The following is a 21,785-nucleotide window of genomic DNA, read 5'->3' on the forward strand; positions in this document are numbered from 1 at the left end:
CTAGGCTCCATATTGCTTGATAAGTGAAAGTACATAGCTCTTTGCTAACTTTTCACTGTGTTTAAACTGATTATTGTCTGATTTACTCAGTACTGCTCTTAACCATAGGCCATCGATCATTGCGGCGCTAAGTTCTGCAGCTTGATTTGCTTGCTCAATAGGCATTAATTGCTTAAAAGAAAATGCTAAATTACTTTGCAAGCGTTTACTGTTTACGTTTTGTAGTCTGTGTAATTCTTCATCATGCATCGATTGCGCCCAAAAACTTAACCACGTTCGGGTTGTATCATTACGCTGTTGTACAAGCGCAAAGTTGGCTTCGATAATAAACATTAAACGCTCAATGGCAGTGGTTTGATGATTTACTTTACTTATTAAGCCTTGCTTTAAGCTTGTTAGTAAGTATCTAACCGTGGCTTCAATTAACCCCTGCTTACCATTAAAATAATGACTAATGATGCCTGACGATAAACCTGCATTTTTACTAATGCTGTTTATTGTTGTGCCTTGTAGTCCCTTAGTAGCAACTGACTCTATAGTTGCGTCAATTAGCTGCTGACGTCTGACAGGTTCCATTCCGACTTTAGGCATAATTTTTATTAATTGAACGTTCAATAAACATAAGCTTAAGGTAATAGCTCTAACAATTCAAGGCTGAAGTAAATGCCTAGATGCCAAAATGTAGATTAATCATTAATAAAAGTGCAATTAATAAGACAAAGGAGATGAGGTTTTTATTTGTTTAATTTCATTTAAAACAGTGACTTGAGAATTTAATTTTTAAATTTAATAATAGTAATGATTTGTTTACAGCAATAAATGAATAAAATGTCAAAAAATCATTAGAACAATAATAGTTAGAGTACTAATAGTATTATTTTGATACAAAAGAGTACTAAACCTGCAATTGCTTAGTGCTCTAATAAATTTATATGGAGAGTAAACTTTGTGGTTTTATCGTTTTAAAGCGCTTGGTATTGAAAGGTCAGGCATTATTAATAACGCCTTTAAAAAGTAGGGGGTAACGTCTTAGTCTATTGCCAATGTAGTCATCAGCTAAAATTTGCTGGCAAATGAAATCAATATCTTTGCTTGCTTCAAATACCCAATCAAAGCGCTCTATAGCCAGTAAAAAACCACGCTTTAAATGAGTTTGAGAACGGTACTGTTCTAGGTTGTCTTGAATAATAGAGACTTTATTTGGATTAGCTTTAAGCTCTTCTACTACTTGATTAATAAAAGTAGTATTGAGCTTACTGGTCGGGCGGTGTCTTAGTTTTCGTGGGTGCATTAGCTCTCGTTTGCAATGTTATATAATTTTTTCAAAAAGTCGTCTTTATGCTTTTCATGTTCGTAGTCAAGGTGGTAAGTATTATGAAAACCAAAGCGCAGTTCTACGCCGCTGCCTTGTAGATATACGGTGTAACCGTCTACGTCTGAATATGCAGTAACTCCCTGATAATGTTTGCCTTCATCAGTCATTTCACCTTTTTGAATTATGCGTTCATATACGGCTAAAATCTGTTTATTGTCGAGTTCGTTTTTCATGTTTTATACCTTTTATTAAAAAGCTAATACGATATAGATATGAGGGTCGATCATCTTAAAAACAATAGCTAAAAAAATGTGATATTGCTTTGTAATTTGGCCTTTTTAAATTATGCTCAAAATTCATTTATTGTTGAGCTTACACCATGATAGACAAGGCGTTACTACTAAAAACTCGTGAGTTATCGGATCAATTAATTGCATTGCAAACGCCTATTAGGATACTCGATGCTATTAATTGGGATAAACAAACTAAAGAGGAGTTTTTTAGACAAAAATGTCAAAAAAATCCACTTATTGATCGTGCATACTATCAACAGCGCGATCTTGGTTTTGTACCTAGCGAGTTACGCCAAGCGTTTTCTACTTTGCACCGTAACATTATTAACCAATTGGGGCAGTTAAATCCCATAGCTCAATACATGGGAAAAATGTGCACAGAGTATAAAACAGTATTAAGCATGCTTGAGTATCGTGGAACGCCAGAGTTTCATGACTTATCGGTGGAGTTATTTGGTCACCCTAAAGATTTATTTCATGCCGGTGAGCCCTCACTTTCTGAGCTAGCTAATATGTTAGATAAACCGCTGCAAAATTTACTTATAGCCGACATACTGCCTGACGACCCTAAAAATATTGATGCTGTTGATGCAGTGCGTATTCTGTCTGAGCAAGTAACCGCTAGTATGGCAGGCATAAACGTAGAGGTAATGCTTAGCGATGGTATTGTTAGTGATGCAGCCGCAGGTGCTAATAATATAAAGCTTAATCAAGATGTTAAGTTTTCGCAGCGTGAACTTGATATCTTAGAAGTTCACGAAGGGTGGATACACGTCGGTACCACTCAAAATGGTTTAGCTCAGCCTTATTTAACATGTTTGAGTAAAGGTACGCCAAGCTCTACTATTACCCAAGAAGGTTTAGCGGTACTAACCGAAATTATTACTTTAAAATCAACTCCAAGGCGTTTATCTAAATTAGTGAATCGTATTCAAGCCGTTACAAAGGTAATAGATGGCGCTGAGTTTGTAGACATTTACCGTGATTACGTAGCGCAAGGTTTATCAAAAGACGACAGCTACACACTCGCGCAGCGTGTATTTAGAGGCAGTACGCCAACAGGTTTGCCTTTTACAAAAGATATTGCCTACATTAAAGGCTTTGTACTGGTTTATAATTTAATACGCGTTGCAATACAGCTTGGTCGAATAGATAGACTCCCTTTATTATTGGTAGGTAAAATATCGATAGATGATTTTAGATTAATATCGCAGCTTCATGATTTAGGTGTAATAGAGAGCCCACAATTTGTGCCACCACACTTTAAAGACTTACGCGGTTTGGCAACTTGGTTGAGCTTCGGTCGTTTTATTGGCGACTTGTCGTTTGAAAAGTTAGAAAACGATTATAAACCGCTATTTTTATAATTCATCAATATAACTTATCGACACATCGACATAAAAAAAGCCCGTAACGGGCTTTTAAATTAAAGTACTTTAAATGTAATTATCGAGCGTTCGTGCTTTCAAATATTTTGTCAGCTGAGGCTGCAACAAAACCAGTATAAAGCTCGCCGTCTGCTTTTGGGTAACGAATAGCAAACTCATAAAAGCAGCTAGGAATGCTCATATCACCGTCACTAAAGGTAACAGAGTATTCATCAGCAAGTGTTGACGATTGCTCTAGTAACACCTCTGGTGAGCCTTTAACTTCGCCGCCTGACGTATTAAGCGAAAAGCCGGCGTCTTTTAGGGCTTGGTTAACATCATGAATGTTATCAAACTTAGCAAGCGTATTAATATTTACGGTAAAGTGATTGGCACGGTAACCCCACGCCGACATCCACGCTGCATATTCGCTTTCAGCTAGCAGTTGTTTGTAAGTATCGGTGCTTACTTGCCAATGCGTGCCTGAATATAAAAAGTTGTCTGCTGTAACTGCACTTTCGTCAATTTGACTTACCATATCTGTCACGATGGCTTGTAACTCTGGCGAGCATTTTTCTACTAGTAGCTCAGAAATAAACACTTTTGGTTGATTCGGATCGCTATGCTCGTAGTGCTTTGCGTAGAGTTTTTTAGCTTCAAAGTGGTATTCACCACATTCTTTGTAACCAATTGCTAAAAAGTGAGCGGCGAGCTTTTCAAGACCCACTTTTTCTATATTAAATGTACGCAGCGCAATATGATCGTTAATGATGTCATCTTTTTGCGTTGACCCTAAAAGGTCGTGAATTTTATCTGCCGATGGAGTTACGTTTAAATAGTTTTCCCAAAGGTTCTCAAATAATGTATTTACATCAGTATGCATGTTAAGTCCTTAAATCTAAAATTTGGTTTTATTGCTTATTCAATTACTAAGCCCGGCGCTAGGGTTTGCGGTAAGCTCACTTTATCTGACTCCACAGATGCGACAGGGTATGCGCAATAATCGGCGGCGTAATAGGCACTTGCTCTGTGATTACCACTGGCGCCAATCCCTCCAAATGGAGCTGCACTAGAGGCTCCTGTAATGGGGCGGTTCCAGTTAACAATACCGGCACGAATGCGCTTTAAAAAGTGAGTGTAATCATCTTCACTGTCGCTAAGTAAACCTGCAGATAAACCAAAGCTTGTGTTGTTGGCTTCAATAATTGCGCTGTCAAAGTCGGTATAACGATACACTTTAATTAGCGGCCCAAAATGCTCTTCATCTGGCATGTCGGTTATGCTTGTTACATCAATAATGCCTGGACTTACAAAACCTGTGCCTGGTTTTAATTGCTTAAGTTCAACAAGGATTTGTGCACCTTTTGAGACTAATTCACTTTGCGCGGCAACCATACCCAGTGCTGCTTTTTCGCTTATCATTGCACCCATAAAAGGCTGCTCTGTAGCAAAACTGTCGTCTACAACTATGTTTTTAGTTGCGCTTATTAGCTTTTCTAAAATAGCATCGCCGTTGGCTGATTTTTCAATAAATAAGCGGCGTGCACACGTACAACGTTGACCTGAGGTAATAAAGCCTGATTGAATAATATCGTGTACAGCGGCGCTTATATCGCTCACATCTTTTACAATAAGAGGATTATTGCCGCCCATTTCAAGTGCTAAAATTTTGCCAGGATGTCCTGCAAACTGTTTATGCAATAAGTGGCCTGTGTTTGAGCTACCGGTAAAAAACAAGCCATCTATATCTTTATGAGAAGCAAGCGCTTTACCTGTTTCAATTTCACCTTGGACAAGGTTAATAACACCCGCGGGCAAACCTGCTTTTAACCAAAGTGAGAGGGTAAATTCTGCAACGTGCGGAGTCAATTCTGATGGCTTAAATACAACGGTATTACCGGCTAAAATTGCAGGAACAATATGCCCGTTTGGTAAATGCCCCGGAAAGTTATACGGGCCAAAAATAGCCACAACGCCATGCGGTTTGTGTCTAATAAACGCTTTAGCACCGGGCATTGGGTTTTCGGTTGTACCAGTACGCTCATGGTACGCTTTTACAGATATAGCTACTTTGCCTGTCATTGCGCCCACTTCGGTGCGGGTTTCCCATAATGGCTTACCCGTTTCGCGTGCAATAATAGTAGCAAATTCTTCGCTGTGTTCTTTTAATTGTGCTGCGAAGTTTTCTAAAATGGCGATACGCTCTTCAAGCGGTTTGTCTGCCCATTGTAATTGCGCAGCTCTGGCTGCTTTTATAGCTGAATTTACTTGATCAGTGTTTGCGCCATTACCTTGCCATACCACATCGCCATTACTTGGATTGATTGACTCAAATGCTGGACCAAGTCCCACATGCCACTGATTATTAATTAGGTGTGTATTCATAAATTATTTACAGGCGGAAAAATCGCGCTGCATCTCCTTGGCTTAAATTAAGCGCATTAGCCACATCTTGGCTAATGACGAGGGTATGTTTTGCATGATTGTAATGTGCTTCTTTGGTAAATGTTGCTCTAAAGCCACTTACGCCTTGATTACATACAGCCAGCGTATCAGAGCTATTTTGTGATATGTGATCAAGCTCGCCAATCGTAACAGGGCAAACTTGAGAGTCGCGGATGCTGCGAATATTACCAAGCTTTGCTTCAACTGTTGGGCCTGCATCAAATAAGTCAACGTAGCCTCTGTGCTCAAAACCTTCCTTTTCTAATAGTTTTAGCGCAGGTTTTGTTTTTTCATGCACATGCCCAATCACTGCTTGGGCTTTTTTACTAAGCAAGTTCACATAAATAGGGTATTTAGGCATTAACTCGCTAATAAACACCTTATCGCCTAAGCCAACTAAGTGATCCGCTTGTGGAAATTCGATACTAAAAAAGTGCTCTTGTAGCCATTGCCAAAAAGGAGAATGACCGTCTTCGTCGCTAACACCGCGCATTTCTGCGATAACAGTATCGGCAAAACGCTCGCTGTGCTGAGCCATAAACAAAAAGCGTGAACGAGATAAAAATCGACCCGTGAGGCCTTTACGGCTATTTTCGCGCAAAAATAATGTGCATATTTCTGAGCAACCAGTGTAGTCGTTACACATGCTTAAAATATCAACGGTGTTATATACATTTAAAGTAGGCGAGTGGTGTACTGTTTTACCCAAATGATAATGATATAAAGGCACCGATAAACCTACCGCGGCTTCTATAGCGGTTGTGCCAATAACGTCACCTGTTTCACTGTCTTCTAAAACAAATAAATAGCTTTCATCAAGTGGCTGGTTAATGTTTTTGGCAAAGCTTTTTTCAGCACGTTCAATTTTTTCTTTAAGCTGTGTATCGTCCACAGGTAAAGAGGTAAACCCATGACCGGATTCAATCGCTATTTGTTTAAGCGCGTCAAAATCATTGGCAGTAATAGGACGTAATACTTGCATTTATTGCTTGCTCCAATAGCACGCCATTAGGCGTGCTAATTTAAACTATATTAACCGTTTACTACGTCGCTAACGGCTTTTTCAAAGCGCGCTAAGCCTTCTTTAATATCTTCAAACGGAATAATTAAAGACGGTGTAAAACGAATTACATTCATACCCGCTACAAGGTTCATCAAACCATTATTAGCACTGGCTATTAAAAAGTCGCGTGCGCGGCCTTCAAATTTGTCATTTAGTACTGCGCCAATTAATAAGCCTTTACCACGTACTTCGCTAAATACGTTATATTTTTCGTTAATTGCGTTTAATCCGTCACGGAATAATTGCTCGCGCTCTTTAACACCGTTTAGTACGTCTGGTGTATTTACTGTATCAAATGCCGCTTCGGCCACAGCACAAGCAAGTGCGTTTCCGCCATAGGTAGAACCGTGAGTACCAATTTTTAAATGCTCAGCAATAGGTGTACGAGTGATCATAGCGCCAATAGGAAAACCACCCCCCAATGCTTTTGCCGTTGTTAAAATGTCAGGAACAACCCCTAAACCTTCATAGGCGTATAAATCGCCTGTGCGACCAACACCCGTTTGTACTTCATCAAAAATAAGTAACGCGTTATGTTTAGTACAAAGTTCGCGTACTTTTTTAGCAAATTCATCTGTTGGTGAAATAATACCGCCTTCACCTTGTAATGGTTCCATCATAACAGCACATGTTTTATCGCTGATCAGCGCTTCAAATGCTGCTATATCGTTAAAATCACAATGTACTATGTCAGCTGGTTTTGGACCAAAGCCATCTGAATAAGCCGCTTGCCCGCCAACGGTTACTGTAAAGAATGTGCGACCATGGAAACCTTTATTAAATGCAATAATTTGCGTTTTTTCAGCGCCATATACGTCCAATGCATAACGACGCGCTAGCTTGAGGGCTGCTTCGTTTGCTTCTGCACCTGAGTTTGCAAAGTAAACTTTATCAGCAAATGTTGCTTCAACCATTTTTTGAGCTAAACGAAGTGCTGGCTCATTGGTCATAACATTTGATAAATGCCAAATTTTTTCGCCTTGCTCTTTTAATGCTTTAACTAATGCAGGATGACAGTGACCCAAACAGTTAACGGCAATACCACCGGCAAAATCAATGAACTCATTGTTATTTTGATCCCAAACGCGTGAACCTTCACCACGAACTGGGATAATTGCTGATGGGTTATAGTTTGGTACCATTACGTCGTTAAATAAGTCTCTTGTTACTTGCATTTTTACACCTAAATTTAATGGGCTTAGATAAAAGATTAGTTGCTAACTCAAAGAAGAATATAGCCTTTATTCTTCAGCAAACACGTTATTATTTCTTATAGAGGTCATTATCGAAGGTTAGCTGTTAAAATTGCAGTGCTATTTTGTGAAAAATGATTAAAATAAAAGTCAAAATAACGAAGAAAATAACCATTATGATAACTCCACAAGATGAAAAGCTACTTTCTGTACTAAAAACAAATGCAAGAGCGAGTATTTCTGATCTTGCGCGAATGCTTGACTTGTCTCGTTCAACAGTACAGAGCCGAATGCTCAAATTAGAAGAAACCGGTGTAATTAAAGGCTATAGCGTTGATTACGGTGACGACTACCTTAGTAAAATGGTATCAGCTCATGTGTCTATAAAAGTAAGACAAAAATTAACGACTAAAACAAACATTGAGCTTAAGCAAATTGATGCTATTTCACAGCTATATGCCATAAGTGGTGAGTTTGATTTAATTGCGGTGGTACAGGCTCAAAATTTAGAACAGCTTAGTCATTTGTTGGACGATATAGGAAATCTTGATGGGGTGGAGCGCACAACATCTTCTGTTATTTTAGAAACTAAATTTAAGCGCTAGAGTCAGTGAGTTTTTTGTTTTAGTCGTTAAGTGAACACTCGGTATACTCTAGGTCAATAATAAAAAGGCTAGGGTCTGTTGAACCTTCAAGGTTAAATTAACAGCCCCCAAAAGGTTCTTCCTAGGCGCTATTTTCTCTTTGTTGCCTACATAGATGTAGGGTAGGTGCGTGGCAGGGCGCGGAAGCATTGCTCGGTTTTTACTTATTCTTACATGGATATAAGCAATTAGAATAACGCAGGAGCAGTTATCGAGCACACTAGGTTATAAATCTTGCGCCGCAATTAAATAGCGCCTAGTGTGAGCAAATTTTTATCCGCAATGATAAACAGACCCTAGGTATAAATGCATTAATTTAAATATTTAAGCGTGCTTTTTATAAGTTAATATCAATAAATCATAGATTTAAATATTGAAGCCATTGATAAGGTGCAAAATTTTGTAAAGAAAATTTATGCTTTTTTAATATGCATGACTATATTTATTTTAATTTGTACATTATTTAGCAATGGATTATGCCCGCATATCTTTTCACTCTTTTGTTAGGTTTAACTGAGCCTCTCCAGTTTGGACAAACTTACCCACCACAGCTCCTAATAATGCAGTCAACCAAGTCGAGTGTATTTTATTTGAAATGGGAGCCCCTTTTCAGCTACAAACCTTGCCATGGTTACGTGCACGTCGAGAAGTAAAGTTAGAGCGCTTAGATGGATATTTCACAACCCATTTAATGCCTGAAATGAAAGCTTATGGACGTATATCACCCCCCATTTTTTTAGAAAGCTGGTACTGGTTTACTCACCCAGAGAGCATTAATAAACCAAAAAATAAAATGCGTTATGGTGCCGTAAGAGGAAGTTATCAAGCAAATTGGTTTAAAACTCAGAATATTATTGCTGAGGTAGAAGTAAATTCATTAGAAGAAATAGTAAATGTAATGCACCATAAACGGATTGATAGAATCCTACTTGATTTAGACGATTTTGAATTAGCAGCCTCTAAGCTAGGCATTAATAAAGACGAGTACCAAAAAGAATTTTTTAGATATGTACCTTTGGGATTATTTGCTTCGCATTCCCTTATCAAACGCCTTCCTGAATTTATGCAGCAGTTCGATGAAAATATAAATACTTGTGCGCAAGCTCCATTTTCACTATCAAAAAGTGAAGAAAAGCAAATACTTGATAGGCTCTACAGTAGCGCTAAAACCTTATTAAACTTACCTAGCTTAGTCGAAGAAGTTCAAATAAGTAATGAGTCTCCTTTGAGTGAGCCTGAAATTATGAAACGAGACCAGTTATGGATAAAAGAAAGTAAACACGTTGGGCATGCTGATGGGTTAACTATGTTTGATTTACCGTTATCTAAGGTATTTAAAAAATGGCAATCGCAGTTTAAAGGTGTTGTTACTGAGCTTATATTGACTGATAGCCAAGGAAAAAATATAGCAATAAGTAAGTTAACCAGTGATTACTGGCAAGGAGATGAGAATAAGTTTACTAAAATATTTAAACAGTCAAAGGACTATAACTTTGATAGCGTAACATATGATGCATCAACACATCATTTTCAAGTACAGCTAAGTTTTCCTGTTTTAGATGATAATAATAGTCATATTGGAGTGTTGATTTTAGGTGTTGATGTAGAAAAAGCACTCCATTCGTCAAACGAAAAGAGTAACTAACTCGATACCTTTCATAAGTTAGCTAAGCTTTAGAACTTTAGCTTAGCTAACATTATATTATGGATGTATTTTTTCTGAGGTCGGCTTTTTTCTTATAATTTCTTTTTTGGCTTCATCAAGCTTTATAAAATAAGCATTACCGCCAATACCTTTAAATTCTTCATCTGTAAATACAATAGTATTGTCATCAAAAAAAGTGATAGCTTCTTTTTGAGTCACTATTCCTAAGTCAATTTTTGATACATCGCCAGAAAAAAACTTATCACCCTCAAAATTTTCGAATAGCCAAATACTGGTTGAATCAAGTAATATTAGTTTTTTACGATCAGGGCTTAAAGCGGCCGATGTTATCCAGCATAGCTTTTCTAAAGTGGTACATGTTTTAAATGAGTCTATTAACTCTGCTTTAAAATTAGCGGCATGATCGCCCACTTTATAAACCTTAGTAATACCGTCAAATGGCTCTGTGCGGTTTTTAGTAAATAAATATAAGTGACGTCCTAGAGCTACAAATGCCTCTAAATCAAAATTACGGTTATTGGGCTTTATAGGACTGCCATCCATTTCGGGGTAGGTAAACTTAATTATTTCTGCTTGAGTCGTATCTGTTTTTATATCTATCGGGTTTTCTATTTTATAAATAGTGAGCCATCTACGATCGTTTTTGTTGTTACCAAAATCGCCTAAAAAGAAGTGCCCAAATTTGTTTTGGGTCATGTCTTCCCAATCAATGTTTTTAGCGTTTTCAACTAAAATTTCTTTAGCAATAGAACCGTCTTTATTGAGTCTGTATAGCTTTGGTTCATTGCCTCCGTCGTTAATAGCCCATAAACGTTGCTGTTTATCAAATTCTATTCCTGATATTTCTTTTAATTTAGGGTCCACTGAAATTTCTTTTTTACTGTATAGGGTATAAATTGAGGTACCAATAAATGCAGCTACAACTAAAAAAATGATGGTGGTAGTTATTAAAATGGTTTTTTTCAACATGAAATTAATGATATTTCAGAGTATTAGAATGATGTGTATTATCCATGATGAAGTAATATAAAAAAAGTAATTTAGGATTTTAAATTTTCTTCGGATATTTGCAGCTATAAATATTTATATATTGAACTAATGAGGTTTTTAATAGTTTGTTGGTTTGAATATTGCTCTGTATGTTAAATATCATTTAAAGCGTATTGTATATAAGGTTAATGCACCTTTTTGGTGTAATTGAAATATTATTTGCACTGTAATAAAGCGTAAATAAAGTTTTGTTTAACTAATAACACGTTTAATGATTGTTAGATGGTTACCACATCGCCTTTTTGTTTAGTTGTATGGCCTGTGGCAAAGATTAAGTACCCTTTTTGGTTTCGTTGGAGCCTGCTATGTTGAATAAACGTTTTTTTAAAACAAAAGATGAAGCTGAAGTTACTTTTGAATTTTCTCATCCAGAGGCAGAAGAAGTTTGCTTATTAGGTGAATTTAATGATTGGCAACCAGTGCCAATGAAGCTTTATAAAAAACAAGGTGTGTTTAAATTTAAGCAACGCTTACCTATCGATCAACAATTTCACTTTCGTTATCTGATTAATGGAGACATTTGGGATAACGACCATCAAGCTGACGGTTATATCGGCAATACATTTGGCACAGAAAACAGCATAGTAAATACTCAACGCACTAATTAAGGCGATTCAATGGATGCTCTTTCGCAGTTGTTTTACCTGCATGGTATTGGCTTTGAATTCACTAAGTATACAGGTGAACAGGTATTTTTTAGCGAAGAAACGCGTAAACGTGCTTTGCAATGTTGTGGTGTTGATACAAATAATGAAGCAGGAATAGCTCAACTAACTTATGATTTAGATGCATCGCTTTGGCTTGATTTAGTACCTAGTGTGAGTTTAGTTGAGCAAACTGCATGTTTGTTAAAGCTTCGTATAGATGAACGTCAGCAATATTTAGCCGCTAATATCGATGTCCCTTCACTTGGAATGCATTTAGCATTTGATAACCTTTATAACTTGGCTGTCACTGGTGAATATTACTTGCATGGCGTTCGTTATATTGAGTTGGCATTACCCATTGGTAATATGCCAATTGGCTATCATGACACTAATGTTCAGGTAGGTGAGCAACACGCTATTACACAAATTTGGTGCGTGCCAGAGCAAGTCTATCAAGTGGAAGACACAAAACGCACTGGATTATCTATTCAGCTCTACACATTAAAAAATAGAGCGAATTTGGGTATTGGCGACTTTGACGATTTATTAGCGCTTACAAAACTATGCAGCTCTCAAAACATGGATTATATATTACTTAATCCACTGCATTTGTTATTTGCTGATATGCCGGAGCGAGCCAGTCCTTATAGCCCTAATAGTCGCGCTTTATTAAATCCTCTCTATATTTCTATCGTACTAAGCGAAGACGCAATAAATAACGAAAACCTTGACGCCATTATGCAGCAAGATGATGTCGCTGCACTTATTAAAAGTAATGATCAGTTTATAGATTATGAAAATGTAAGCCGTATAAAGTATACGTTATTTGAAGCGCTTTATAATCAGTTTGAATTAACGGCAAGTGATGAGCGTCGCCAAGCGTTTACTGATTTTTGTAATGCTCACTCTACTACGTTAAAGACCCTCGAATCAGATAACCTAACATTTGCTTATTACCTGCAATGGCAAGCGCATATGCAACTGGCACTGTGTCAAAAAAGTTGCGCAGAAAGAGGCATGGCTATTGGCTTAATAAACGACTTAGCTGTTGGTTGTGCTGGCGATGGGGCTGAATTTAAAAACCAGCAATCGCTGTTTAGCCAAGGTGCAAGTGTAGGTGCTCCACCCGATCCATGGGCTGAAGCAGGTCAAAATTGGGGCCTCCCAGCCCTCAATCCCCAAAGCCTTAGTAATAATCACTACCAATTTTACCGCTCGCTCATTCGCGCAAACATGCAAAACGTAGGTGGGCTTCGAATTGACCACGTAATGGCTATTAGGCGCCTATGGTGGTGCTTTGAAAGCAATGGCGAACAAGACGGCTGTTATGTTTACTATCCGTTTGAGCATTTACTTGCCATTTTAAAAATTGAATCGCATATTAATCAGAGTATTGTTATTGGTGAAGATTTAGGCATCGTACCGCCAGAGGTTAGGGAAGCTTTGGCATCTAGCGGTATTTTTTCCAACAGCTTATTTTATTTTGAGAAACAACACAGTGGAGAGTTTTTATCGGTAGATGAGCTAGCAACACATTGTTTGTTAATGATAGCCAATCACGATGTTCCTCCATTTACAGGCTGGTGGCAACATGATGATTTAGATATTAAGCAACAATATAAGCTTATAACTTGCAATGAATACGAGCAACTAAAGCAACAGCGAATAGAAGAGCAACAAAGGTTACTACGTTTTATTAATCACCATGGCAATACAACTGAGCTTTTATTACATAGTGAAGCTGTGACTGTTTATAGCGCACTTGCATTGTGTTTAGCAGGCTCTCAATCGCGTTTATTTGCAATACAAATAGATGACTTAGATGAGCAAAAGTATCCGGTTAATATCCCCGGGACAGATAAAGAATATCCTAATTGGCGACGTGTATTAACGCATACCAGTGAAGAAATTTTTACCAAAAATGCCTCACTTTTAGCTGCTATCGATTCAATAAGGAAAGGTTAAATGAGCAGTACAACTAATGAAAATAGTTATGATGCACAAGTACACGCATTATATATAGGGCGATTTAAAGACCCATTTAGCTTCTTAGGGGCACATAAAACGGATGCTGAGGTTGAAATTCGTTTTTATCTACCTTGTGCAATAAGCGTAAGTGTTACATTAAATAATAAAAGTATTAAGGCGAAACGCTACCAGCAAAGTGACTTATTTATAGCCAAAGTTGATGCTTTGCCCACTGCGCCATATGAATGCATTGCTCAGTACACAGATAGCAGCGTTACCTTTTATGATGAATACAGTTTCCAAAGCACACTTGATGCAGAGGCAATGTATTTATTTAACGAAGGCAGTCTTGAACATGCTTACTCGCATTTTGGTGCACATTTTAGTACTCAACAAAACGTAGACGGTGTACGTTTTTGTGTATGGGCGCCTAATGCGGCAAGTGTCTCTATTATTGGTGAGTTTAACTTTTGGCAAGCGAATCGCCACTTTATGCGCTTTCATCCAGCAAGTGGTGTATGGGAGTTATTTGTACCAGGCCTTAAAGCTGACATGTGCTACAAATTTGCAATTACCGCGCAAAGTGGAGAGGTGCTCGAAAAAGCCGACCCCTATGCATTTAAAATGCAACAAGCACCTGGCACTGCAAGTGTACTGCAGTATAAACCAGAACCTATAAAGCTTGGCGAGCAGGCACTTCAAAACAGACAAAAGCGTAACCATATTGATGCACCAATTAGTATTTACGAAGTGCACTTAGGCTCATGGCAACGCGCTGAAAACAACCGTTATTTAAGTTACACAGAGCTTGCCGACAAACTCGTTAGCTACGCTCTTGAAATGAATTTTACTCACCTGCAACTTATGCCAATAAGTGAATACCCGTTTGATGGTTCGTGGGGGTATCAGCCTGTTGGATTATTTGCACCTACCAGCCGCTTTGGCGACTACAACAGCTTTAAATACTTTGTAGAGCAGTGCCACAAAGCTAATTTAGGTATTTTACTTGATTGGGTGCCAGGGCATTTTCCAAGTGATCCGCATGGCTTACATCGATTTGATGGCACCCATTTATATGAGCATGCTGATAAACGCCAAGGGTTTCATCCTGATTGGAATACCTACATTTATAACTACGACCGTCCTGAAGTTAAAAGCTTTTTAATATCAAATGCTATGTATTGGCTACATCAATTTGGTTTAGATGGCCTGCGTGTAGATGCCGTAGCTTCTATGTTGTATTTAGATTACAGCCGAAAAGAAGGCGAGTGGGTTGCTAATTGCTACGGCGGGCGTGAAAACTTAGGTGCAATTGAGTGCCTAAAGCAAGTCAATATGCGCAGCTATAAAAACAACCCAGGCATTATGATGGTGGCTGAGGAGTCAACAGCATGGCCGGGTGTCACCCAAAGTGTTGAGCACAACGGTTTAGGCTTTGGTTATAAGTGGAACATGGGTTGGATGAACGATAGTTTGCATTACATGCAGCACGACCCGCTTTATCGTCAGCATCATCATCACGAAATGACTTTTTCGATGGTATACGCGTTTAGTGAAAACTATATATTGCCATTAAGCCACGATGAGGTAGTACACGGTAAAGGCTCGTTAATTGAAAAAATGCCAGGCGATGATTGGCAAAAATTTGCAAATTTACGCGCTTATTACGCATTTATGTGGGCACACCCGGGTAAAAAACTCTTATTTATGGGCGGTGAAATTGCACAGCGAAAAGAGTGGGGGCACGATCATTCTATCGATTGGCATTTACTTGAGCACCAAAGCCACAGCGGTATAAAGCACACCGTAAAAGCGCTCAATACCGTTTATAAAACCCAACCCGCATTGTATGAGCTTGATTCGAGCGCGGCTGGTTTTACCTGGATAGATAACAATAATAATCAGCAGAGCATTTTAAGCTTTGTTCGCTATGCTAAAAACGCAAAAAACTTTGTGGTTGTTATTGCTAATTTTACCCCCGCGTCCTATGAAAACTACGTTATTGGCGTACCGAGTAAAGGGCGTTACAAGGTCATTTTAAATACAGATGATACTCAGTTTTTTGGCTCTGGCGTTGAGGTAACTAAAGATTCAGCGCAGGTAGTTCAAGCAATAAACGAATCAAATCATGGTTTTAAACACAGTATTTCAATTGCCATTGGTGGCTTAACTACTATTTATTTACAAAAGGTTGATGATGAGTAACCGATTTGATGTAGCACCCGGTAATGTAGAACCACTTGGCTCTAGTGTTATTGATAATGGGGTCAACTTCGCGCTTTATGCGCCTGGGGCGAGCCAAGCTTATGTATGCCTGTTTGATAAAAGTGGCCATTCAGAAATACTAAAAATGGCGATGAACATCAACGAAGGGGGTATTTGGAGTATTCATATTTCGCCATTAAACGCCGGTGCGCTTTATGGTTTTAGAGTTGAGGGTGAATATAACCCTAAAAATGGTCAACTGTTTAACGAAAATAAGCTGCTGATAGACCCATATGCAAAAGACTTGTTTGGTGAGTTTACATGGAGCGAACGCCATTATGGGCAAATGCCAATCGGTACTAAAAGCACTGTAAATAATGCGATTGATATACCTAAATCAAAAGTAGCGGCTCCTACGTTGTATACGCATAAAAAGCCTAACCACCGTTGGTCAAACACGGTTATTTATGAGTGCCATGTGAAAGGTACAACGTGTCGTCATCCTAAAATACCTAAACCTCTACAAGGAAAGTTTTTAGGGTTAAGCCACCCAAGCTTTATTGAACACTTACAAAGCTTTGGTGTTACAGCCGTTGAGCTTTTGCCTGTTCATTCTTTTATTAGTGAGCAATTTTTAACAGGGAAAGGTTTGCAAAACTACTGGGGTTACAACACGCTTAACTTTTTTACGCCCCATAAAGACTATTTGGTAAACGACGATATAAACGAGTTTAAGCAAATGGTGCAAGAGTTCCATGCTGCAGACATAGAAGTCATATTAGATGTTGTTTACAACCATACAGCTGAAGCAGGGGCGGATGGCCCTATACTATCGCTTAGAGGCTTTGATAACTTAGCCTATTACCGCACAGTAGATGGCCAGCCTGACGTATATATAAACGATACCGGCTGTGGTAATACCATAAATATTGACCACCCTAAAACACTGCAACTTGTACTTGATAGCCTTCGTTATTGGGTTGAAGTAATGGGAGTTGATGGTTTTAGGTTTGATTTAGCGACCATTTTAGGTCGCTCAAAAGCAGGCTTTAGCTCCGCACATACTTTTTTACAAGTAGTTGCCCAAGACCCTGTGCTTAACAAAGTTAAGTTAATAAGTGAGCCTTGGGATATAGGCCCAGGTGGTTATCAGCTTGGTGCATTTCCGCCGCCATGGCGAGAATGGAACGATCAATATCGCGATGTAATTAGACGTTTTTGGCAAAGTGAAACAGGCATTATTGCAAGCGTTGCAAAGCGTTTGCATGGATCGTTTGATATTTTTGAGCACAGCCAACGTGGGCCGCTCAATAGTATTAATTTTATAACGAGTCATGATGGTTTTACCCTTGCTGATTTAGTGAGTTATGAGCATAAACATAACGAAGCTAATGGCGAGCAAAATCGAGATGGGCACAGTGCAAATCATTCGTTTAACTGTGGGGTAGAAGGTTTTACCAGCGACTCTAAAATAAACGCACTGCGCTTACAGCAACAAAAGAACTTTTTACTTACTTTAATTCTCTCAAAAGGTGTTCCCATGATTGCTGCTGGTAGCGAAATGGCGCACTCGCAAGGGGGGAATAACAATGCTTATTGCCAAAATAATCGCACTAGTTGGCTTGCCTGGAAAGATTCTCAACTTAATCATTCGTTAACACGATTTATTGATGATGCATTAAAAATTAGACGTGCGCACAGTGCGTTTAAACACAGTGTATTTTTAGATGATATAGACGAGCGTTTTACCGTTAAGTGGTTTACCGAACAAGGTAAAACCATGACTGATGCTCACTGGCATGAAGATACCAGGCAGTTTTTAATGTATAGCTTACTTGATAAGCAAAACAATCATGCATTGCTGATTGTATTTAATGCCAGTGAAAAAACAATTTTTTGTCAAATGCCCCCATCGCCAATTAATGCGCCGTGGCAAATGATTCTATCAAGTGTACATAATGCATCTGTGAGCAGTAATGAAGATGCGATGGTTGAAATTTCAGCACAAAGTAGTTGGGTTTTTAGTGCCAATTTAGAGGATGTTAGTCATGGTTAAACAAAGTGATCAAGTGTGTGTAGTAAAGGGCTGGCAAGAAGGGCCAGTTATTGATGAAAGTACGCTTAAAGATGACTTAACACGGCATTTTTATTATACCCTCGGCCGAGATAAGGTGGGTGAATCGCAGCATTATTTGTATCACGCATTAGCGCTTACTATTCGCGACAGACTTGTAGCCCGCTGCAGAGAAACGAATCAACAAATTAAGCAAGAGAAACGCCGCAAAACGGCTTACCTTTCTCTTGAGTTTTTGATGGGGCGTGCGCTAGGTAATGCTGTTTTAAATCTAGATTTAGATGAACAAGTAAGCTCAGCACTACAAGAGTACTGCACAACAATAGAAACAATTGAAGACGCCGAGCACGACGCTGGCCTAGGAAATGGCGGGCTAGGGCGCCTTGCAGCCTGCTTTTTAGATAGCTGTGCTAGTTTAGCGTTGCCTGTTATTGGCTATGGCCTACGATACGAATACGGCATGTTTAATCAATCGATTAAAGATGGTAACCAAATTGAGCAACCAGATAACTGGCTACGTGAAGGACATCCATGGGAGCTAAGCGCACCAGAGCATGCAAAACGTGTGAAGTTTGGTGGCTATGTGCAAAGTTACACAGATAAATTTGGCAGAGAGCACCGTCAATGGATGGGCTCACAAGATGTATTAGCTGTACCGTACGATGTACCTGTCCCAGGTTATAAAAACAATATCGTAAATACACTACGTCTGTGGAAATCAGAGGCAACAGATGAATTTAATTTAACCGAATTTAATGCGGGCAGTTATTCAGAAGCCGTCGCACAAAAAAATCTAGCCGAACAGATCACCATGGTGCTGTATCCAAATGACAGCAGCGAAAATGGTAAGGAGCTTAGGTTACGCCAACAATACTTTTTATCATCGTCGAGTATTCAAGACGTAGTAGACCAATGGGTTTCTCAACATGGCGAGAGCTTTAGTGACTTTGCTGATTTTCATGTTTTTCAGTTAAACGACACGCATCCAAGTATTGCTGTTGCAGAGCTAATGCGTATTTTAATTGATGATTACGAATTAAATTGGAACGATGCGTGGCAAATCACAACTAAAACCATGGCCTATACAAATCATACGCTACTTCCTGAAGCGCTTGAAAAATGGTCTGTTTCGTTGTTTTCAAAATTATTACCACGCATTTTAGAAATAGTTTACGAGATAAATGCACGCTTTTTAGCACAAGTTGCACAGCAATGGCCGGGAGATGTTGAAAAGCAACGTGCATTGTCACTGATTGAAGAGGGTGATGAGCCGCAAATTCGTATGGCTTATTTAGCTATTGTAGGTAGTTACTCTGTAAATGGCGTAGCAGCACTTCATACTGAACTGTTAAAAGCGGGATTATTTAAAGAATTTTATGCATTGTGGCCAGATAAGTTTAATAACAAAACAAATGGTGTAACGCCTCGTCGATGGCTTGCGCATTGTAATCCAGTATTAAGTGAATTAATTGGTGAAAAAATTGGCCATGATTGGGTTAAAAACTTTTCAAAAATTAGTGACCTACGTCGTTTTTATGACGACAAGGCATTTCATGAGCAGTGGCAAAATGCTAAACGTGAAAACAAACAACGTTTAGTTGATTTAGTTAAGGCTCGCTGCGATATCGATTTTGATGTATCAATGATGTTTGACGTACAAGTAAAACGTATCCACGAATACAAACGTCAGCTATTAAACATACTTCATGTGATTCATTTATATGACCGTATTCGCCGTGGGGATACCCAAGGACTTGTTCCTCGTTGTGTTCTATTAGGTGGTAAAGCAGCGCCAGGTTATTACATGGCTAAAAAAATTATTAAGCTTATTAATAACGTGGCAGAGGTTATAAATAAAGACCCTCAAGCTGCGCCATATTTACGCGTCGCATTTTTACCTAATTACAACGTAACCGCAATGGAAGTTATTTGTCCTGCAACCGATCTCTCAGAGCAAGTATCTACCGCAGGCAAAGAAGCGTCTGGTACTGGCAACATGAAATTTATGATGAATGGTGCATTGACAATAGGCACGCTGGATGGCGCAAACATTGAAATTAGAGATGCTGTTGGTGCTGATAACTTCTTTTTGTTTGGCGCACAAGCGCACGAAATTGACGATATTAAATCACGTTATAATCCAGAGCATTTAATATCGCAAAATAGCGATTTAAAGAATGTGATGCAATTACTCGAGAGCGGACATTTTAATTTATTTGAACCATGCTTATTTGACGACATAACAAATGCAATTAAGAGCCCGCACGATCCATGGCTTGTTGCTCACGATTTTGAAAGTTATGTAGCAGCTCAAAAAGAAGTTGATAAAGCTTACGCAGATCAGACCTACTGGACACAAATGAGTATTTTAAATACAGCAGCCAGTGGTATGTTTTCAAGTGACAGAACCATAAGCCAATACAGTGAAGATATTTGGCATTTAGAACCCCTCAATATTAGTGAAACAGACTTAACGACAACTAAAAGCCATGCCACTAACAGCCTAGACTAAATGGAGAGAGTATTATGCCTAATTATGCAAATCGCTACATAAGTAGCTTAACCCGAGAAACTTACGCGTTAATACTGGCAGGCGGTCGCGGTTCTCGCCTGCATGAGTTAACCGATTGGCGAGCAAAGCCAGCAGTTTACTTTGGTGGTAAGCATCGAATTATCGATTTTCCACTATCAAACTGCATTAACTCGGGTGTGAGACGTGTTGGTATTGCTACACAATATAAATCACATTCATTAATACGCCATGTAAACCGCGCATGGGGGCACTTTAAAAAAGAGCTAGGAGAGTCGGTTGAAATACTACCTGCATCTCAGCGCCAAGGTGATGATTGGTATTGTGGAACCGCAGATGCTGTTTTTCAAAACATAGATATTATTCGTCATGAGCTTCCTAAATATGTGATGATTTTGTCTGGAGATCATGTGTACCGTATGGACTATGGTGCTTTATTGGCTGAACATGTGCAAAAAGGCGCAGATATGACTGTGTGTTGTATTGAAGTCCCAGTAGAGGAAGCCGCAGACACGTTTGGTGTAATGACCGTTGATGAAGAAAATAGAGTGTGTCGTTTTGATGAAAAACCAGCAATGCCGAGCTCCGTACCCGGCAAGCCAGGTACATGTTTAGCATCAATGGGGAACTACATTTTCAATACAGAATTTTTATTTGAGCAACTTAAAAAAGATTCTGAAAATGAAGGCTCTGGACGCGATTTTGGTCACGATATTATTCCAGCGATTATAGAAGAGCATAATGTATTTGCTTTCCCATTTAGAGATCCAAACCAAGAAGGGCAACCTTATTGGCGCGATGTAGGTACGCTTGACTCGTTCTGGGAAGCTAATATGGAACTGGTAATGCCAGAGCCACAACTTGATTTATACGATCCAACGTGGCCAATATGGACTTATCAAGAGCAACTACCACCTGCTAAATTTATTTTCGATGACGAAGATAGACGTGGTATGGCTTTAGACTCAACAGTCTCGGGTGGGTGTATTATTTCGGGCTCTGCGGTTAGAAAATCCCTGTTGTTTTCTAACGTTCACGTTCGCTCATTTTGTACCATTGAGCAGTCGGTTATTTTACCCGGTGCGGTTATAAACCGAGGTTGTAAAATTAAACGCGCAATAATAGATAGAAGCTGTGAAATACCTGCGGGTCTTGAAATCGGTTTTGACAAAAAAACAGATGAAGAAAACGGCTTTAGGGTATCTAAAAAAGGTATCGTTCTTGTTACACGTGATATGCTCACTGAGCTTGCAAAAAAGTTAGAACGCCAAGCGCGAGAAAATAAAAAGCTAGCGTAACAACAAGTTAGATAAGCACGACAACAT

Annotated in this window: 17 protein-coding genes; 9 read left to right on the forward strand and 8 right to left on the reverse strand. The window is 38.9% G+C overall.

What is annotated here, in order from left to right:
* The 3 genes from betI to AC5NT5_RS19515 all read right to left on the reverse strand — a co-directional run bounded on the left by betI (position 1) and on the right by AC5NT5_RS19515 (position 1,548).
* A complete protein-coding gene (gene betI, locus AC5NT5_RS19505) occupies positions 1-576 on the reverse strand; it encodes a transcriptional regulator BetI (RefSeq protein WP_002958618.1) in 576 nt (191 codons plus the stop codon).
* A 409-nt stretch (positions 577-985) separates the two neighbouring features.
* Positions 986-1,291 (reverse strand): hypothetical protein, encoded by a 306-nt coding sequence (locus AC5NT5_RS19510; RefSeq protein ID WP_494513513.1) that lies wholly within the window; start codon positions 1,289-1,291, stop codon positions 986-988.
* Complete coding sequence (locus tag AC5NT5_RS19515; RefSeq protein WP_008169639.1) at positions 1,291-1,548, reverse strand: DUF3081 domain-containing protein; 258 nt, start codon at positions 1,546-1,548, stop codon at positions 1,291-1,293. The genes AC5NT5_RS19510 and AC5NT5_RS19515 overlap by 1 nt, the downstream gene beginning before the upstream one ends.
* Positions 1,549-1,694: 146 nt before the next feature.
* On the opposite strand from AC5NT5_RS19515, the gene AC5NT5_RS19520 reads away from it, so the two are divergent.
* Positions 1,695-2,975 (forward strand): flavohemoglobin expression-modulating QEGLA motif protein, encoded by a 1,281-nt coding sequence (locus AC5NT5_RS19520; protein ID WP_002958615.1) that lies wholly within the window; start codon positions 1,695-1,697, stop codon positions 2,973-2,975.
* A 79-nt stretch (positions 2,976-3,054) separates the two neighbouring features.
* Here the strand turns inward: AC5NT5_RS19520 and AC5NT5_RS19525 are convergent, their stop codons facing one another.
* Genes AC5NT5_RS19525 through AC5NT5_RS19540 form a run of 4 tightly spaced genes read right to left on the reverse strand, consistent with a single transcriptional unit; the run spans position 3,055 to position 7,658 of the window.
* Positions 3,055-3,858 carry a DUF1338 domain-containing protein gene (locus tag AC5NT5_RS19525; RefSeq protein ID WP_165724039.1) on the reverse strand — a complete coding sequence of 268 codons (804 nt, stop codon included), beginning with the start codon at positions 3,856-3,858 and terminating at the stop codon, positions 3,055-3,057.
* Positions 3,859-3,893: 35 nt separating this feature from the next.
* Complete coding sequence (gene astD, locus AC5NT5_RS19530; RefSeq protein ID WP_494513514.1) at positions 3,894-5,360, reverse strand: succinylglutamate-semialdehyde dehydrogenase; 1,467 nt, start codon at positions 5,358-5,360, stop codon at positions 3,894-3,896.
* Positions 5,361-5,367: 7 nt separating this feature from the next.
* A complete protein-coding gene (gene astA, locus AC5NT5_RS19535; RefSeq protein ID WP_138490431.1) occupies positions 5,368-6,402 on the reverse strand; it encodes an arginine N-succinyltransferase in 1,035 nt (344 codons plus the stop codon).
* A 50-nt stretch (positions 6,403-6,452) separates the two neighbouring features.
* Positions 6,453-7,658 carry an aspartate aminotransferase family protein gene (locus AC5NT5_RS19540; protein ID WP_182712441.1) on the reverse strand — a complete coding sequence of 402 codons (1,206 nt, stop codon included), beginning with the start codon at positions 7,656-7,658 and terminating at the stop codon, positions 6,453-6,455.
* Between the two features lie 194 nt (positions 7,659-7,852).
* Here AC5NT5_RS19540 and AC5NT5_RS19545 point away from each other — a divergent pair, with 194 nt between their 5' ends.
* The gene (locus AC5NT5_RS19545; protein ID WP_002958609.1) at positions 7,853-8,281 is read left to right on the forward strand and encodes an Lrp/AsnC family transcriptional regulator; all 429 of its coding nucleotides are present in this window, start codon (positions 7,853-7,855) and stop codon (positions 8,279-8,281) included.
* 634 nt (positions 8,282-8,915) lie between these two features.
* The gene (locus AC5NT5_RS19550) at positions 8,916-9,965 is read left to right on the forward strand and encodes a cellulose-binding family II protein (protein WP_494513515.1); all 1,050 of its coding nucleotides are present in this window, start codon (positions 8,916-8,918) and stop codon (positions 9,963-9,965) included.
* Positions 9,966-10,022: 57 nt separating this feature from the next.
* Here the strand turns inward: AC5NT5_RS19550 and AC5NT5_RS19555 are convergent, their stop codons facing one another.
* Entirely contained in the window at positions 10,023-10,955 is a 933-nt protein-coding gene (locus AC5NT5_RS19555) for a YjiK family protein (RefSeq protein WP_182671206.1), read from the reverse strand.
* Between the two features lie 386 nt (positions 10,956-11,341).
* Between AC5NT5_RS19555 and AC5NT5_RS19560 the strand changes: the two genes are divergently transcribed.
* From AC5NT5_RS19560 to glgC, 6 genes are read left to right on the forward strand one after another with little or no spacing between them, the layout of a single operon-like run.
* The gene (locus tag AC5NT5_RS19560) at positions 11,342-11,644 is read left to right on the forward strand and encodes an isoamylase early set domain-containing protein (RefSeq protein WP_002958606.1); all 303 of its coding nucleotides are present in this window, start codon (positions 11,342-11,344) and stop codon (positions 11,642-11,644) included.
* 9 nt (positions 11,645-11,653) lie between these two features.
* The gene (malQ, locus tag AC5NT5_RS19565) at positions 11,654-13,648 is read left to right on the forward strand and encodes a 4-alpha-glucanotransferase (RefSeq protein WP_494513516.1); all 1,995 of its coding nucleotides are present in this window, start codon (positions 11,654-11,656) and stop codon (positions 13,646-13,648) included.
* A complete protein-coding gene (gene glgB, locus AC5NT5_RS19570; protein WP_494513517.1) occupies positions 13,649-15,856 on the forward strand; it encodes a 1,4-alpha-glucan branching protein GlgB in 2,208 nt (735 codons plus the stop codon).
* Entirely contained in the window at positions 15,849-17,912 is a 2,064-nt protein-coding gene (glgX, locus tag AC5NT5_RS19575) for a glycogen debranching protein GlgX (protein ID WP_182193805.1), read from the forward strand. Before glgB ends, glgX begins: the two co-directional genes overlap by 8 nt.
* Positions 17,905-20,442, forward strand: a complete 2,538-nt coding sequence (locus AC5NT5_RS19580; protein WP_182671209.1) for a glycogen/starch/alpha-glucan phosphorylase — start codon at positions 17,905-17,907, stop codon at positions 20,440-20,442. Before glgX ends, AC5NT5_RS19580 begins: the two co-directional genes overlap by 8 nt.
* Before the next feature lie 14 nt (positions 20,443-20,456).
* Complete coding sequence (gene glgC, locus AC5NT5_RS19585) at positions 20,457-21,758, forward strand: glucose-1-phosphate adenylyltransferase (RefSeq protein ID WP_002958601.1); 1,302 nt, start codon at positions 20,457-20,459, stop codon at positions 21,756-21,758.
* The last annotated feature ends 27 nt before the right edge of the window (positions 21,759-21,785 follow it).

The sequence above is a fragment of the Pseudoalteromonas sp. J2K-J599 genome (assembly GCF_059295115.2).

What these genes read in the sequence shown, in the direction of transcription:
- betI (WP_002958618.1), bottom strand. Translation starts at nt 576, where the DNA reads ATGGAACCTGTCAGACGTCAGCAGCTAATTGACGCAACTATAGAGTCA.
- AC5NT5_RS19510 (WP_494513513.1), bottom strand. Translation starts at nt 1,291, where the DNA reads ATGCACCCACGAAAACTAAGACACCGCCCGACCAGTAAGCTCAATACT.
- AC5NT5_RS19515 (WP_008169639.1), bottom strand. Translation starts at nt 1,548, where the DNA reads ATGAAAAACGAACTCGACAATAAACAGATTTTAGCCGTATATGAACGC.
- AC5NT5_RS19520 (WP_002958615.1), top strand. Translation starts at nt 1,695, where the DNA reads ATGATAGACAAGGCGTTACTACTAAAAACTCGTGAGTTATCGGATCAA.
- AC5NT5_RS19525 (WP_165724039.1), bottom strand. Translation starts at nt 3,858, where the DNA reads ATGCATACTGATGTAAATACATTATTTGAGAACCTTTGGGAAAACTAT.
- astD (WP_494513514.1), bottom strand. Translation starts at nt 5,360, where the DNA reads ATGAATACACACCTAATTAATAATCAGTGGCATGTGGGACTTGGTCCA.
- astA (WP_138490431.1), bottom strand. Translation starts at nt 6,402, where the DNA reads ATGCAAGTATTACGTCCTATTACTGCCAATGATTTTGACGCGCTTAAA.
- AC5NT5_RS19540 (WP_182712441.1), bottom strand. Translation starts at nt 7,658, where the DNA reads ATGCAAGTAACAAGAGACTTATTTAACGACGTAATGGTACCAAACTAT.
- AC5NT5_RS19545 (WP_002958609.1), top strand. Translation starts at nt 7,853, where the DNA reads ATGATAACTCCACAAGATGAAAAGCTACTTTCTGTACTAAAAACAAAT.
- AC5NT5_RS19550 (WP_494513515.1), top strand. Translation starts at nt 8,916, where the DNA reads ATGGGAGCCCCTTTTCAGCTACAAACCTTGCCATGGTTACGTGCACGT.
- AC5NT5_RS19555 (WP_182671206.1), bottom strand. Translation starts at nt 10,955, where the DNA reads ATGTTGAAAAAAACCATTTTAATAACTACCACCATCATTTTTTTAGTT.
- AC5NT5_RS19560 (WP_002958606.1), top strand. Translation starts at nt 11,342, where the DNA reads ATGTTGAATAAACGTTTTTTTAAAACAAAAGATGAAGCTGAAGTTACT.
- malQ (WP_494513516.1), top strand. Translation starts at nt 11,654, where the DNA reads ATGGATGCTCTTTCGCAGTTGTTTTACCTGCATGGTATTGGCTTTGAA.
- glgB (WP_494513517.1), top strand. Translation starts at nt 13,649, where the DNA reads ATGAGCAGTACAACTAATGAAAATAGTTATGATGCACAAGTACACGCA.
- glgX (WP_182193805.1), top strand. Translation starts at nt 15,849, where the DNA reads ATGAGTAACCGATTTGATGTAGCACCCGGTAATGTAGAACCACTTGGC.
- AC5NT5_RS19580 (WP_182671209.1), top strand. Translation starts at nt 17,905, where the DNA reads ATGGTTAAACAAAGTGATCAAGTGTGTGTAGTAAAGGGCTGGCAAGAA.
- glgC (WP_002958601.1), top strand. Translation starts at nt 20,457, where the DNA reads ATGCCTAATTATGCAAATCGCTACATAAGTAGCTTAACCCGAGAAACT.